At 32.0% G+C, this 15,197-nt stretch carries 15 protein-coding genes; 12 read left to right on the top strand and 3 right to left on the bottom strand.

The features are described 5' to 3' along the window. Positions 1 to 255 precede the first annotated feature (255 nt). The 5 genes from spxA to NSR03_RS07820 all read left to right on the top strand — a co-directional run bounded on the left by spxA (position 256) and on the right by NSR03_RS07820 (position 5,675). Positions 256 to 651, top strand: a complete 396-nt coding sequence (spxA, locus tag NSR03_RS07840; RefSeq protein ID WP_002483765.1) for a transcriptional regulator SpxA — start codon at positions 256 to 258, stop codon at positions 649 to 651. 337 nt (positions 652 to 988) lie between these two features. Further along, positions 989 to 1,708, top strand: coding sequence for an adaptor protein MecA (gene mecA, locus NSR03_RS07835; RefSeq protein ID WP_002508101.1), 720 nt, complete (start codon positions 989 to 991; stop codon positions 1,706 to 1,708). 181 nt (positions 1,709 to 1,889) lie between these two features. Then, positions 1,890 to 2,753: a competence protein CoiA gene (locus NSR03_RS07830; RefSeq protein WP_176721774.1), complete on the top strand. Its 864-nt coding sequence runs from the start codon at positions 1,890 to 1,892 to the stop codon at positions 2,751 to 2,753. Positions 2,754 to 2,937: 184 nt separating this feature from the next. Beyond that, entirely contained in the window at positions 2,938 to 4,746 is a 1,809-nt protein-coding gene (gene pepF, locus NSR03_RS07825; protein WP_002508099.1) for an oligoendopeptidase F, read from the top strand. A 314-nt stretch (positions 4,747 to 5,060) separates the two neighbouring features. Beyond that, positions 5,061 to 5,675 carry an NAD(P)-dependent oxidoreductase gene (locus NSR03_RS07820; protein ID WP_046465151.1) on the top strand — a complete coding sequence of 205 codons (615 nt, stop codon included), beginning with the start codon at positions 5,061 to 5,063 and terminating at the stop codon, positions 5,673 to 5,675. A gap of 441 nt (positions 5,676 to 6,116) precedes the next feature. Here NSR03_RS07820 and yjbH read toward each other — a convergent pair whose 3' ends face one another. The 3 genes from yjbH to NSR03_RS07805 all read right to left on the bottom strand — a co-directional run bounded on the left by yjbH (position 6,117) and on the right by NSR03_RS07805 (position 7,966). Further along, entirely contained in the window at positions 6,117 to 6,905 is a 789-nt protein-coding gene (gene yjbH / locus NSR03_RS07815) for a protease adaptor protein YjbH (protein WP_046465152.1), read from the bottom strand. 17 nt (positions 6,906 to 6,922) lie between these two features. Beyond that, entirely contained in the window at positions 6,923 to 7,294 is a 372-nt protein-coding gene (locus tag NSR03_RS07810; protein WP_002512240.1) for a truncated hemoglobin YjbI, read from the bottom strand. An 87-nt stretch (positions 7,295 to 7,381) separates the two neighbouring features. Next, on the bottom strand, positions 7,382 to 7,966 hold the full coding sequence (locus NSR03_RS07805) for a CYTH domain-containing protein (protein WP_046465153.1): 585 nt from the start codon (positions 7,964 to 7,966) through the stop codon (positions 7,382 to 7,384). Between the two features lie 188 nt (positions 7,967 to 8,154). Here NSR03_RS07805 and NSR03_RS07800 point away from each other — a divergent pair, with 188 nt between their 5' ends. The 7 genes from NSR03_RS07800 to fabI all read left to right on the top strand — a co-directional run bounded on the left by NSR03_RS07800 (position 8,155) and on the right by fabI (position 15,137). Then, on the top strand, positions 8,155 to 8,502 hold the full coding sequence (locus NSR03_RS07800; RefSeq protein ID WP_021339499.1) for a UPF0738 family protein: 348 nt from the start codon (positions 8,155 to 8,157) through the stop codon (positions 8,500 to 8,502). Positions 8,503 to 8,518: 16 nt separating this feature from the next. Further along, the gene (locus tag NSR03_RS07795; protein ID WP_002508093.1) at positions 8,519 to 9,154 is read left to right on the top strand and encodes a GTP pyrophosphokinase; all 636 of its coding nucleotides are present in this window, start codon (positions 8,519 to 8,521) and stop codon (positions 9,152 to 9,154) included. An 11-nt stretch (positions 9,155 to 9,165) separates the two neighbouring features. Beyond that, positions 9,166 to 9,975 carry an NAD kinase gene (locus NSR03_RS07790; protein WP_002508092.1) on the top strand — a complete coding sequence of 270 codons (810 nt, stop codon included), beginning with the start codon at positions 9,166 to 9,168 and terminating at the stop codon, positions 9,973 to 9,975. Then, positions 9,975 to 10,829 carry an RluA family pseudouridine synthase gene (locus tag NSR03_RS07785; protein ID WP_069802057.1) on the top strand — a complete coding sequence of 285 codons (855 nt, stop codon included), beginning with the start codon at positions 9,975 to 9,977 and terminating at the stop codon, positions 10,827 to 10,829. The genes NSR03_RS07790 and NSR03_RS07785 overlap by 1 nt, the downstream gene beginning before the upstream one ends. Positions 10,830 to 10,856: 27 nt before the next feature. Next, positions 10,857 to 12,242, top strand: a complete 1,386-nt coding sequence (gene mgtE, locus NSR03_RS07780) for a magnesium transporter (RefSeq protein WP_021339500.1) — start codon at positions 10,857 to 10,859, stop codon at positions 12,240 to 12,242. Positions 12,243 to 12,251: 9 nt separating this feature from the next. Beyond that, entirely contained in the window at positions 12,252 to 14,096 is a 1,845-nt protein-coding gene (locus tag NSR03_RS07775) for a monovalent cation:proton antiporter family protein (RefSeq protein WP_002508089.1), read from the top strand. 270 nt (positions 14,097 to 14,366) lie between these two features. Next, a complete protein-coding gene (fabI, locus tag NSR03_RS07770) occupies positions 14,367 to 15,137 on the top strand; it encodes an enoyl-ACP reductase FabI (RefSeq protein ID WP_046465155.1) in 771 nt (256 codons plus the stop codon). Positions 15,138 to 15,197 lie beyond the last annotated feature (60 nt).

Below are 15,197 nucleotides of genomic sequence, written 5' to 3'. Positions count from 1 at the left end.
TATAACAGTATTTCAATCATTTGTAATTTATGTTAAACTATAGACATATCAATATTTCTACCTGAATTTATTGAGAAATGGTTTTATTTTAAATTTTTTGATAAAAATTAAAGAATTCTCATTTAATTTTAATGTTGAAAGGGTATACTTTGATTGTAAGGTTAAGGAAGACGAAGTTTACTTAAAAGTTTCTTAATCATATAAATATTGAAATCTAATGAATTTAAATTCATGAAAAATAGGAGAGTGAGATGTATGGTAACATTATTTACTTCACCAAGTTGCACATCTTGCCGTAAAGCGAAAGCATGGTTACAAGAACATGACATTCCGTATACGGAGCGTAACATTTTTTCAGAACACTTAACAATTGACGAAATCAAACAAATTTTAAAAATGACTGAAGACGGAACAGATGAAATTATATCTACACGTTCTAAGACTTACCAAAAGTTAAACGTTGATATAGACGCATTACCGCTTCAAGATTTATATTCAATTATTCAAGATAACCCTGGTTTATTACGTCGTCCAATTATTTTAGACGAAAAACGTTTACAAGTTGGTTATAACGAAGACGAAATCAGACGTTTCTTACCAAGAAAAGTACGTACGTTCCAATTACAAGAAGCGCAACGTATGGTTGACTAAAAAAATTACAATATTGGCCATAAAGTAGCATGTTTATGATGTTGCTTTATGGCTTTATTATATTTAGCATAACAAATAGACTCAGAGTGAAGTCAAACGAACCGATTGTTTTATATTTCAATACTATTATAAACAATTGGTCATTTGATTAAAGAATGATAAATGCGAAACAGCACTTGGTAATTAGTGCTGTTTTTTTGGCTTATGTTAGGGTATGTGTTAATATAAGAGACCAATTAGGAAATAGTAAAAATCAATGAAACAAATCAATTGTAATTATTACTACGTTCTAATACAATAATGATTACTATTCATCGACTGTAAGGAGTGAGATGATATGAGAATAGAGCGTGTTGACGATACTACTGTTAAATTATTTATAACATATAGTGATATAGAGGCTAGAGGTTTTAAACGTGAGGATTTATGGACAAATCGTAAGCGTGGTGAAGAGTTCTTTTGGAACATGATGGAAGAAATCAACGAAGAAGAAGATTTTGTAGTTGAAGGACCTTTATGGATACAAGTACATGCTTTTGAAAAAGGTGTTGAAGTAACAATATCTAAATCTAAAAATGAAGATCTTATTAATATGTCAGAGAATGGTGATAACGAACAACTTGATTATCAAGTAAATGATTTATTATCACAGACGTTTGATCAAGATGATAGTTTAGAAGATTTATTTGAACAACGTCAACAACAAAAAGAAAGCAACCACAACCAAGATAATAACGACCATAAACAACAAAGCACACGTACAGTGATTGTTAGATTTAACGATTTAGAAGAAGTGATTGATTATGCACATCACAATAATCAATCAATAGATGACTTTGAAGATTTATTATACAGTTTTAATAATATATACTACTATGCTGTTCATTTTGATGAAACAGTGGATCAAGAATCAATTAATGATAGTTATAGTCAATTACTTGAATTCGCATATCCTACTGACAAATCAGAAGTATATTTAAACGACTATGCAAAAATTATTATGAGTCATAATGTTGCGTCACAAGTACGTCGTTATTTCCCAAGTGCGACAGAATAATGTAAATGTTTTGAATTTAAAATTGAGGCCTATTGAAATTTAATTTTCAGTAGGTCTTTTTGTGTACTCTTTTTTATTTAATGTTCAATTGTTAGAGGTATATAAGTAAGTTTCTATTATTACTATATTTTAAAAGTAATTATGCGTTAGTAACAGTGTAATAAAATGAGGTGATAAAATTTTGTTATGTGCAAAAAATGAAAGTAACCAAATCATATCAGCAAAGATTGCTCATAAAGGGCATCAATATACGTGTCCGCATTGTCATAATAAGGTTATATTTAAAAAGGGCCAGTTCATTGCACCTCATTTTGCCCATGTAAGTGAAAGGGGGCTTACATGCAATAAAGGAGAAACTTATGAACACTATCGACTTAAATACCAGCTTGCTCAATGGTTTGAAAAATATAATTATGATGTTGCCATAGAACCTTATATAACAAGATGTTATCAATATCCTGATTTGATCATAAATCACAGTGTAGCAATTGAAATACAATTTTCACGAATTACGATATTAAATATAAAAAAACGCAGTATATCCTTACAAAAATGTGGACTAGATGTTGTGTGGATTATTAATAATCCAAGTTATGATAAGGTAACACAAATTTTAATGCTTACAATTTATGAACGGACTTATATTAATTTGAAAGAGCGCCATTTATTTGCTTGGAATAGTTACACCCAACAACTGTACAGATATAAGATTTTACAATATCTAGGAGGCAAACGTTATGTTGCGATAAGGGAGGTTGTTTCAAATGATACTTTGATACATACTTCGACTCACGTAAATATTCAACATAACAATTTAACTTTAAAATTAAGTGAAACTGCAATTACTAAATACTTGAAGCATTGTCGTAATAGGCGTTCGGTACTCGAGCCGAGCCTTAGCGTTATGTACCAATTACAATTATCAGAAGCATGGATAAGTAAACACCTTGGCATAATTTTCCCAGAGCAATTATATGTGAAATCTCATCCGGTATATTGGCAATTACAACTTCTATTTATGCTAGCGCATTTACAATTTAAGTGATTTTATAAAACTAATTGAGTATAATGAATTTTATATAGGTGATATTAATAAGGAAGAAATTGCTAGTGAAATGGTTAGAAAATTTCAACAATTGAATTATAGCATTGGACTTAATAACGTGCAAAAATGATTGTTACGTGAGAAAATTATAATAATGAACTTTATAGGAGGTTTACTTAATATTATGACTGAACAATTAACAAGAGAAGAACAAGAACGTAAGTACCCTGAATATACGTGGGACTTAACTACTATTTTCGAATCAGATGAAGCTTTTGAAGCAGCATTTAAAGAAGTGGAAAATAACATAGGACAAGAAGAACAATTTAGAGGTCATTTAGCTGATAGTGCAGAAACACTTTATAACGCGTTAGCTTTAGAAGATGAACTAGGTTCTCAATTAGAAAAAGTATATGTATATGCACATCTAAAACAAGATCAAGACACTGCAAATGATAAGTACACTGGGTACGAATCACGTGCGCATCAACTTATTATTAAATTTAGTTCTGGATGGAGTTTCTTAGTTCCAGAAATTTTACAAATTGATGAAGCACAAATCCAAAATTTTATTGAATCTAATGATGATTTAAAACGTTACGCATTTGATTTGAAATTGATTAATGAAAAACGACCTCATGTTTTAAGTGCAGATAAAGAAAAATTACTTACTGAAGCACAAGATGCCTTATCAACAGCAGATAATGTATATGGTATGTTTAGTAACGCTGATTTAGAATTCGAGGATGCCATTGATAAAGATGGTAATCATCATTCATTAACTCAAGGCACGTTTATAAAATGTTTAGAATCAGATGATCGTATTTTACGTAAATCTGCATTTGAAAATTTATATAAAGCCTATGGTGCTTATAACAATACATTAAGCGCAACTTTAGCTGGTGAAGTGAAAAAGAATGTGTTTAATGCCAAAACACATAATTATGAAACTGCAAGAGCAGCAGCATTAAGTAATAATCATATACCAGAAGAAGTATATGATAATTTAGTTAAAACTGTGCATAACTACTTACCATTATTACATCGCTATACGAAATTACGTAAAGACTTATTAGGATTAGAAGATATGAAGATGTACGATCTTTATACACCTTTAGTTAAAGATGTGAAATTTGAAATGCCATATGAAGAAGCTAAAGATTGGATGGTAAAAGCTTTACAACCTATGGGAGAAGAGTATATGAAAGTTGTTGAAGAAGGGTTAAATCATCGTTGGGTAGACGTATACGAAAATAAAGGGAAACGTTCAGGTGGTTATTCTTCAGGTGCGCATTTAACTAATCCTTTTATATTATTAAATTGGTCTAATACAGTGAGCGATTTATATACATTAGTGCATGAATTTGGACACTCTGCACATAGTTATTTCAGTCGTCAAAACCAACCAGCCAATTCAAGTGGTTATACAATATTTGTAGCAGAAGTAGCTTCTACATGTAATGAGGCATTGTTAAGCGACTATATGGACAAACATTTAGATGATGAACGTAGACTATTATTACTTAATCAAGAGCTTGAACGTTTCCGTGCAACGTTATTTAGACAAACAATGTTTGCTGAATTTGAGCATAAGATTCATCAAATCGAAGAAGCAGGAGAGCCACTTACAGCAAACCGTATGAATGAAGAATACGCAGAACTGAATAGACAATATTTTGGTGATTCTGTTGAAACAGATGAAGATATTAGTAAAGAATGGTCAAGAATACCTCACTTCTATATGAATTATTATGTGTATCAATATGCAACAGGATATAGTGCGGCTCAAAGTTTAAGTCGTCAAATTTTGACTGAAGGCCAACCAGCAGTAGATAGATATATTAATGAATTCTTGAAAAAAGGCAGCTCAGATTACCCAATTGAAATACTTAAAAATGCAGGTGTAGATATGACAACTCCTGAACCAATTGAACAAGCTTGCCAAGTATTTGAACAAAAATTAGACGCTTTTGAAAAGCTTATGAAAGCTTAGTATGAATGTATTCGTTTTCAATATGACAAGTTTGTGACAAAGTGATTTTATTTAATCTAAAAGGTTGAAAGACGCATTTTAGCGTGTTATATTATAAACATGAAATTAATCACATAACAAACATACCCCTTTGTTTGAAGTGAGAAAATTTCTCCCATCCCCTTTGTTTAGCGCCGTGTAATCAGACACGGCGTTTTTTTATACCCTTTTTTAATTAAATTCAAAAATATGAATAACTATTCGTTTGACTTTAAAAAAGTAAAACTATAAAATTAACTTGTACTTAAAATTAATACAAGGAAGAGGTTGAATATATGAAATTAGCAGTTATAGCAGCAAATGGTAAAGCAGGGCAACTCATTACGAAAGAAGCTTACGATAGAGGATTAGATGTTACTGCTATTGTAAGAAGTTCAAATAAAACAGTAACAGATCAAGTGATTCAAAAAAATTTGTTCGATTTAACAACGGCTGACATTGCAGAATTTGACGTAGTTATCGATGCTTTTGGACAATCTGATGAAAATAAATTAGATGAACATAGTAAATCAATGAAACATCTAGGTGATTTAGTAAGCAACAGCAACAAGCGTTTGTTAATTATTGGCGGGGCAGGTAGTTTATATGTAGATGAAGCACATACGCTGAAGTTGATAGACTCACCGGATTTTCCTGAACAATTTAAAAAGATTAGCCAAGCACAAATCAAAACACTAGAAGAAATACAAAAACGAAAAGATGTAAAATGGACATTTGTTTGTCCAGCGCCAGATTTTCAATATGATGGTGAGAAAACTGGAGAATATAAATTGAGTGCAGACGAAGTTATTGGTTCAAAAGTAAGTTATGCAGATTTTGCTCAAGCAATGGTAGATGAAGTATTAGAAGCACAACACATCCAACAACGTTTTGCTGTATTTGCGAAATAAAATAATAATGAAAACTATAGTGAGATGAGAGTGGGACAGAAATTTAAATTTTCTAATAAAATTTCTGTCCCAGCCTCGCTCAGCTGACTAGAAAATGGAATAAAAGAACTTAATCTCTTGCATAAGAACTACTTGTCTTCAAAAATGAAGTAGCAGTTCTTTAAAAGCTTGATATAAGCGCATTTTGAATTCAGTCAACCACTGCCAATATAAAAATTGAGGTCGAGACATGTGGTATGTCCCACTCCTGAAATATAAATGGTGATTTGGACCGATACTTGCGGAAAAGCACTAGAAGAAGATTATAGAGTAAAGCTGCGCTAGCGAAAAGCATGCACAAAAAAATGCCAACAAAGCCTGAGACTTTGTTGGCATTATGAGATAGCCCTAAAGGCTATCTTTTTATTTATTAAAAAATGTGGTTATCTGTTTATTGCACATTCAAATTTTAGATCTCCAAAATTTTCCATCTGGAGATTTAAGTTTTTCTATCTTTTGTTGCATTGCTAATTTTTTAAGCTCTTTATTCATTAATTTTTCAGGCCATTCATAAATGGTAAGTAACTCTTCTTTAGTAACTAATTGCTGTTGTTGTATATAACCTTCTAGTGTAGGCGGTAATTTTTTTTCAATAGGTGTTCCAATTAGTTCATTTATGATATACGTATAGATGTGATAAGGATATAGACCTTCAACTTTCAAACCTTCTTCGTGAACGTCTTCGTTAAAGAATACGAGTGAAGGTGCTTCTTCAATCTCCATTTCTCGTGCAATATGCAAGTCTACTTGTAAGCTTTCTTTTAAATAGCTACTATGCAAATCTTCTTTAAAGACTTCGTAATCTAATCCTGCGTTACTTATGCAATTATTGACCATTGATTCAGTGATTATATCTCGTTTTGGTATAATTTCATTTTGTACAAGGTGTATAAAACGTTCTGCACGTAAGCGTCCTTGAAGTTCAGCAGCCTTATATGCGAGCGCAATATTATCTAAGTCCGATGTGCTTTGCGCTTGGCATTTAGTTAAGACACGTAAAGATGGATTTAATATATGTCTTATACTGATATATTGCTTATACTCTATACGCAATTTGGAGAGAATTGCTGACAATTTAAAGCAATCTTTACTGAATGGGTCGAAAAAAGAATAAATTTCTATCTTACTCACAGGTGAAAGATTCGCATCTTCACGACTATTAGCATGTATTAATTTTAATTCTTCAGTCATGTACATTTCACCTACAATTAGTTTTCGGTATTAACCATATGATTCGCTGTTAAACGTAATCTTTCATACAAATAATCGCCGACACCCGCTTGGAAATCTGCATGCTGAATAGCACTATACATATTTTCAAGCCATGCGTCGCGTTCGTTGTTTGTTATTATAAACTCCATATGACGTCTTTTTAACATTGGATGACCATGTTCTTCTGAATAAAGGCTTGGTCCACCTAAAAATTGAGTCAAGAATTGTTTTTGTTTTCTACTTGTTTCTTGAAAATCTCCAGGAAACAAATGGTTAATTCTGTCGTCTTTTTCCACTAAGAAATAGAAATGGTCAATCATCTTATATAATGCGTCATGTCCAATGATTTCGTAAGGTGTCTGTGCCATTTTATCACCATATTCTCTTAATATATAACTAATATAACACGAATATTTACATTTGGAAGTAATTCGACTTTTTAAACTTGCGTACAATTAGTTATTGTTCAAATTTGATTTACGATTGAAAAATCTTTGAACTTTATTTTCGGGTGTTTCATGTTTAATGTCGAATGCTTCAAGAATCATTTTAAATTGAATTAAACCATCATCATAATCTTCAACTTCATATTCCAATTCATAGTCTTGATAATTTAAATAGTCACTTTTATCTAAGACGAGTAAATTGCCTTGAACTTCTTTTTCTAAACGTGAAGTAGTCAAAGCACCAAGAATCACAAGCTGATTAACGTCAACATTCATTTTATTTAATTGTTCGGTGATTTCTAATGGTAAATCATTCGCGACTAATTCTTTATTTAGTTCGGGTATAACATGTGTTTCAAAATTATATTCCATCAAGCCAACTTCGGCAGGTATCTTTAAGGTCATTTCATAGTAATCATCTTTTACACGTATTCTCAATGCAGACTTATGCGAGCGTAAATCAAATTGCTCAGTATCTATATAATAGTTTGTCTGACTGAAGGGTTGCATCTCTGGGAAATACTTATTATATATAGATTGGTACTGTGATTGAGATAATAATTGTTTGAATTCAATTTCATTGTTAGTTGCCACGAGAAACACTCCTTTTAAGCATATAATGATTTATTTTAAAACACTTACGACATAATTTAAATTGAACTGCATTTTAAAATTAAAAATACTTCAGGTATTATGCTAAATTGTTGTCATAACATTAGACTTGTAACGTGTTATGTACGATAGAATTATGTTAAAATGATGGAGAATAAGGAGGAACAAGCATGCGTATTTATGTAAATGAAATTAAAGTAACAGAAGATAGTATTAATTGTTATACAGAAGCGTCTACAGAAGGTCTGGAAGAAGCAGGACAAATGCTTGTTGACAGTGATAATTATAGTTTTGCATACATCTTGGATGATGGACAATCGTATTCATATTTAATTTTTGTTCAAGAAACTTGGTCTATGCTACATGAAAATAAAGGTAAGAAAATAATAATAAATGATAAATTAGAATTACAGCAGTTCGAAAGGGAATTTAATTACATATTGGATAACATACAAGGTAATTTAAATTATGGTAAAGAGTTTGTTTCCGTTGTAGAAGATACTTTCGAATTAGAGTGAAGCGGAGTGAGGCATTATGAATCAATGGGATCAATTTTTATCTCCATATAAACAAGCAGTGGACGAATTGAAAATTAAATTAAAAGGCCTTAGAAAACAATACGAAGTAGAAGACAATGCTTCGCCAATTGAATTCGTAACCGGCCGTGTCAAACCAATGACTAGCATTATTGATAAAGCAAATAAGCGTCAAATTTCGTTTGATCGATTACATGAAGAAATGTATGATATCGCAGGATTACGCTTAATGTGTCAATTTGTTGATGACATTGAAGTAGTAGTTAATTTATTAAGACAACGTGAAGATTTTAAAGTTGTGGAAGAACGAGATTACATTAGTAATACCAAACAAAGTGGTTACCGTTCATTCCATGTTATTATTGAATATCCTATTGAAACACTAAAGGGAGAAAAGAAAATATTAGCAGAAATTCAAATCAGAACGCTAGCCATGAACTTTTGGGCCACTGTTGAACATACATTACGTTATAAATATGATGGAGATTACCCACCTGAGATTCAACATCGCCTTGAACGGGCAGCAGAAGCAGCGTTTTTACTTGATGAAGAAATGTCGGAAATCAAAGAAGAAATTCAAGAAGCCCAAAAATATTATTCTAAAAAACGCTCTAAGAAACACAATAATGACTAGGGGGTGTAATCATGCGTTATACGATATTATCTAAAGGTGATTCAAAATCGAATGCACTGAAACATAAAATGATTAACCATATGAAAGATTTTCAAATGGTTGAAGACCCAGACAACCCAGAGATAGTTATATCAGTGGGTGGTGATGGGACATTGTTACAAGCTTTCCATCAATATAGTCACATGTTATCTCGCTGTGCGTTTGTAGGGGTACATACTGGTCATTTAGGATTTTATGCGGATTGGTTACCACATGAAGTAGAAAAGTTAATTATTGAAATTAATAATTCAGAATTCCAAGTCATAGAATATCCTTTGTTAGAAATTATTGTGCGTTATAACGATAATGGTTACGAAACAAGATATTTAGCTTTAAACGAAGCAACTATGAAAACAGAAAATGGATCTACTTTAGTGGTCGATGTGAATATACGAGGTAATCAATTTGAACGATTTAGAGGTGATGGTTTATGTGTATCTACACCATCAGGTTCAACGGCATATAACAAAGCCCTAGGTGGCGCATTAATTCATCCATCTCTAGAAGCAATGCAAATTGCAGAAATTGCATCAATTAATAATAGAGTGTTTAGAACTGTAGGTTCGCCTTTAGTATTGCCGAAACACCATACGTGTTTGATAACACCTGTAAACCATGACACGATATTAACTACTATTGATCATGTGAGTATTAAACATAAAAATGTTAATGCTATACAATTTAGAGTAGCAAATGAAAAAGTAAGGTTTGCTAGATTTAGACCATTTCCTTTCTGGAAAAGAGTACATGACTCCTTTATCTCTAGTGAGGAAGATGAGTAATGAAATTCACATATGATATTGAATTTCCAGAATTGGTAAGAACATTTTTACAAAAAAATCACTATTCTAAGCGGACTATAAGCGCCATTAAACATAATGGCGCTTTAGTTGTTAACGGACAGCCAGTTACAGTCAGAAAGCAGTTGGAAATTGGCGATGTGCTTCAAGTTCATTTAGGGCAAGAAACGCCAAGTTCGAATTTGCTGCCATTTACGGATAGATTGAATATCTTATATGAAGATGAATATTTACTTGTTGTATCGAAACCTGCACTTCAAAATTGTGCACCCTCGAGAGATCATAAACATTTGAGTTTAGTCGAACAAGTATTAGGATATTTTAAGCAGTCATCCCTCTCAATTACCCCTCATATCGTTACTCGGATAGATCGGAATACATCTGGCATCGTTGTTTTTACCAAACATGGATTCATACATCATCTAATGTCTCAAACACAGGTTGATAAGCGATATTTATGTATATGCCATGGTAATTTGAAAAGTGAAGGCTTAATTGATGCACCTATTGCAAGGGATCCATCTAGTATTATTCAACGCCAAGTCAATGTGAAGGGTAAAGAAGCGAGAACACGTTTTAAATGCCTTCAATATTCTGAAGATTATAGTTTGAGTGAAGTACATTTATTAACTGGTAGGACACATCAAATACGTGTGCATTTTCAACATATAGGACATCCAATCGTGGGCGATGATTTATACGGAGAAAAGCATCCAATATATACACATCAATTATTACGCTGTGTACGTGTATCTTTTATTCATCCAATTACGTATAAAAAGCTTGAAATAAATGATGATTATAGCGCAATAGAATCTATATTTAATATGATATAATTTTTAACATTCATGGAGGTGGGGCCATTGGCTAATGAAAAGGATTCAATCACTTTAGAAGATGAACAAGTATATGATCAAGCATTGCTAGATAAATTGTTGTTTGAAAATCATATCGATGAATTCAGAAAAGAATTCTTAGCGATGCATACATATGAACAAAGTGAATACTTTGAAGACAGTGATGAAGAAATTCGACAAAGAATATTTGAAGTATTATCACCAGAAGAAGTAGCTGATTTCTTTGAGCAATTAGAAATTGACGAAGATGAATATGAATCACTTTTTGACACTATGGATGCCGAATATGCGAGTAAAGTGCTAGAAGACATGTCTTATGATAATGCTGTAGATATAATGAATAAGTTATCTAAGCAAAAAATTGTTAGCTTGCTCACATTAATGAAACGTGAAGATGCTAAAGAAATCAAAGCATTACTACACTACGAAGAAGATACTGCTGGTGGTATCATGACGACAGAGTATATTTCTTTAAAAGCGACAATGCCAGTTAAAGAAGCAATGATGCATGTAAAAGAACAAGCACCAGATGCCGAAACAATTTATGTTATTTTTACAGTGAATGATAATAAACAACTCGCTGGTGTACTTTCGTTAAGAGACTTGATTGTGGCTGAAAATGATGCATATATAGAAGATATTATGAGTGAACGTGTAATCAGTGCAAATGCGGCAGATGATCAAGAAGATGTTGCTCAAAAAATGCGAGATTATGATTTTATTGCTATGCCTGTAGTAGATTATCAAGATCATTTACTTGGTATTATTACTATCGATGATATTTTAGATGTTATGGATGAAGAAGCTAGCGAAGACTACTCACGCTTAGCTGGTGTGTCAGATGTTGATGCAACCAATGATTCCATTATAAAAACAGCTAGAAAACGCTTGCCTTGGTTAATCATATTAACATTTCTAGGTATGATTACTGCCACAATTTTAGGCTCTTTTGAAGATACTTTATCGCAAGTGGCATTATTAGCTGCCTTTATTCCCATTATAAGTGGGATGTCAGGTAATTCTGGAACGCAATCGCTTGCCGTTTCTGTGCGTAATATTTCAACTGGTGAAATTTACGAGCAAAGTAAATTCAAAGTAGCATTGAGAGAAACAGGAAGCGGATTTTTAAGTGGTTTAATTTGCTCAATATTGCTATTTTTAATTATAATAATACTTTATGGTCAACCAATATTAGCAGTGATTGTTGGCGCTAGTTTGACGATAGCAATGACAGTCGGTACATTAGTAGGCTCAATGATTCCGTTAGTTATGGATAAACTGAAAATCGACCCCGCAGTGGCGAGTGGACCTTTTATTACAACAATTAACGATATTGTAAGTATGTTAATTTATTTTGGTTTAGCAACGTCATTTATGGCTTATTTAACGTAGGAGGGTTATATGGAATTTCTATCGCTTGTTGTCGTTGTATTAGCGGCATTTTTAACACCAATTTTAGTCAATAGACTACGTGTTAGTTTTTTACCTGTCGTAGTTGCTGAAATATTAATGGGGATCGTCATTGGTCACTCATTTTTAAATTTAGTAGAACGCGATGCGATGCTTAATATTTTATCCACTTTAGGATTTATCTTTTTAATGTTTTTAAGTGGTTTAGAAATAGATTTTAAAGCATTTAAAAAAGATAAAAGTTCGACTGCACAAGAAGAAAAATCTAAAAAACAAGAACCTGGGCATTTACAATTAGCAGTTATTGTATTTATGGCTATTATGATTATTTCAATTGTATTTGCTTATATGTTTAAATGGTTTGGTTTAATTGATGATGTCTTACTTATGGTAATTATTATTTCAACAATTTCATTAGGTGTAGTAGTACCAACTTTAAAAGAAATGAACATTATGCGTACTACAATAGGACAATTTATCTTACTTGTTGCTGTATTAGCAGATTTAGTGACAATGATATTACTTACAGGTTATGGTGCGATACATGCTTCTGGTAGTACATCACTTTGGTTAATTGGTAGTTTAGTAGTATTTACGCTAATCTTTTATTTCTTAGGAGGCATCTTCAAGAAAGCGCAGTTCCTACAAATGTTGATGGATGGTACGACACAAATTGGAATACGTGCAGTCTTTGCATTGATTATTTTGTTAGTAGCTTTAGCAGAAGGCGTAGGAGCTGAAAATATACTTGGGGCATTTTTAGCTGGTGTCGTTGTATCACTCTTAGGTCCAGATGAAGATATGGTAGAGAAGTTAGACTCATTTGGTTATGGTTTCTTTATTCCTATATTTTTTATAATGGTAGGGGTAGATTTAAATATTCCAGAGTTAATTAAAGAACCTTCGTTATTATTAATAATACCCTTTTTAATATTAGCATTTTTAATTTCGAAATTAGTTCCTGTGTTTTATATACGTAGATGGTTTGATATGAAAACTACAATTTCTTCGGCCTTTCTACTAACTTCAACATTGTCTTTAGTAATCGCATCGGCGAAAATTGCTGAACAATTAGGTACTATTTCTAGTGAAATATCAGGTATTTTAATACTAAGTGCAGTTATTACATGTGTATTTGTACCTATTGTCTTTAAAAAGATGTTCCCAATGCCAGATGAAGCAACAAGACAAATTGAAGTTAGCTTAATCGGTAAAAATCAATTAACAATACCTATCGCTCAAAATTTAACTTCACAACTTTATCAAGTTTCACTTTATTATAGAAATGATTTAAGTGATAAACGCAAGCTTTCTGATGCAATTTCTATGGTTGAAATTGCAGATTATGAAGAAGAATTGTTGGAACGTTTAGGATTATTTGAAAGAAATATTGTAGTCTGTTCAACTAATGATGATGATATAAACCGAAAAGTTGCTTTAATGGCTAAAGAACGTGGCGTTAAACGAGTGATTTGTAGGTTAGAATCAAGTTCTAGTGATATTGAACTACAAAGAGAAGGCATAGAAGTATTCAGTAGCTATTTGAGTAACAAGATATTACTGAAAGGTCTAATTGAAACACCAAACATGCTTAATCTTTTAAGTAATGTTGAAACTTCATTATATGAAATTGCAATGTTAAATCATCAATATGACCAAATTCAATTACGTAATTTCCCATTCGATGGTGATATTATCTTTGTACGTATCATTAGAAATAATGAGTCTATCGTACCTCATGGTGATACACAATTACGTTATAGAGATAGAGTGATTGTAACTGGGTCTAAAGAATATGTGGATGAATTGAAACGTGAATTAGAATTTTATTATTAGTAAAGAGTATAGCGTTAAGTTGAAAAAGTGTTTTTTATGTTTTGATACCTCTGACGCCTTACTTTTATACATAGGTTGAAAATATCTTTTATTCATTAGAAGGTGTAGATATTTATTAAATAAATTATATATAGCAAAAAAACTGTTTAAACAATTAAACCAATGTTAAAATAAAGGATATTGGAATTGGAATCGAGCCAATGAGCCAAAGCTTTCTGATGATTTCTCGAATCGGTTTAAAATGAAAACTTAAATAAAGGAGTTATTCTCATGTTTAATTTAAAAAATAAAACGTTTGTCATTATGGGTATTGCTAATAAACGTAGTATCGGATTTGGAGTAGCTAAAGTATTAGATGAATTAGGTGCAAATTTAGTATTTACATATCGTAAAGATAGAAGTAAAAAAGAGTTGGAAAAATTAGTAGCACAACTGAATCAAGAAACACATCATATGTACCAAATTGATGTTCAAAAAGATGAAGATGTTGTTGACGGTTTTGCGAAAATTGGCGAAGAAGTCGGAAACATTAATGGTGTTTATCACTCAATCGCTTTTGCAAACATGGAAGATTTACGTGGTCGTTTCATAGATACTTCTCGCGATGGTTTTTTATTAGCGCAAGACATAAGTTCGTACTCATTAACAATCGTGTCACGTGAAGCTAAAAAATTGATGCCTGAAGGTGGTAGTATCGTAGCTACAACTTACTTAGGTGGAGAATTTGCTGTTCAAAATTATAATGTTATGGGTGTAGCTAAAGCAAGTTTAGAAGCAAATGTCCGTTATTTAGCATTAGATTTAGGTGAAGACAATATTCGTGTAAATGCAATCTCAGCAGGACCAATACGTACTTTAAGTGCAAAAGGTGTAGGCGGATTCAATACGATTTTAAATGAGATAAAAGAACGCGCACCATTAAAACGTAATGTTGATCAAGAAGAAGTAGGTAAAACTGCAGCATACTTATTAAGTGATTTCTCTAGTGGAGTAACTGGTGAAAACATTCATGTTGACAGTGGTTATCATATCGTTAAATAATAATCAAAACACCTCTAACATGCAATGTGTAGAAATTAACATTGCACGTTAGAGGTGTTT

It is taken from the genome of Staphylococcus sp. FSL W8-1207 (assembly GCF_038003745.1).
Lineage (GTDB): Bacteria > Bacillota > Bacilli > Staphylococcales > Staphylococcaceae > Staphylococcus > Staphylococcus equorum.
The sequence above is the reverse complement of the archived record's forward strand: the minus strand, read 5'-3'. Positions and strand labels throughout refer to the sequence as shown.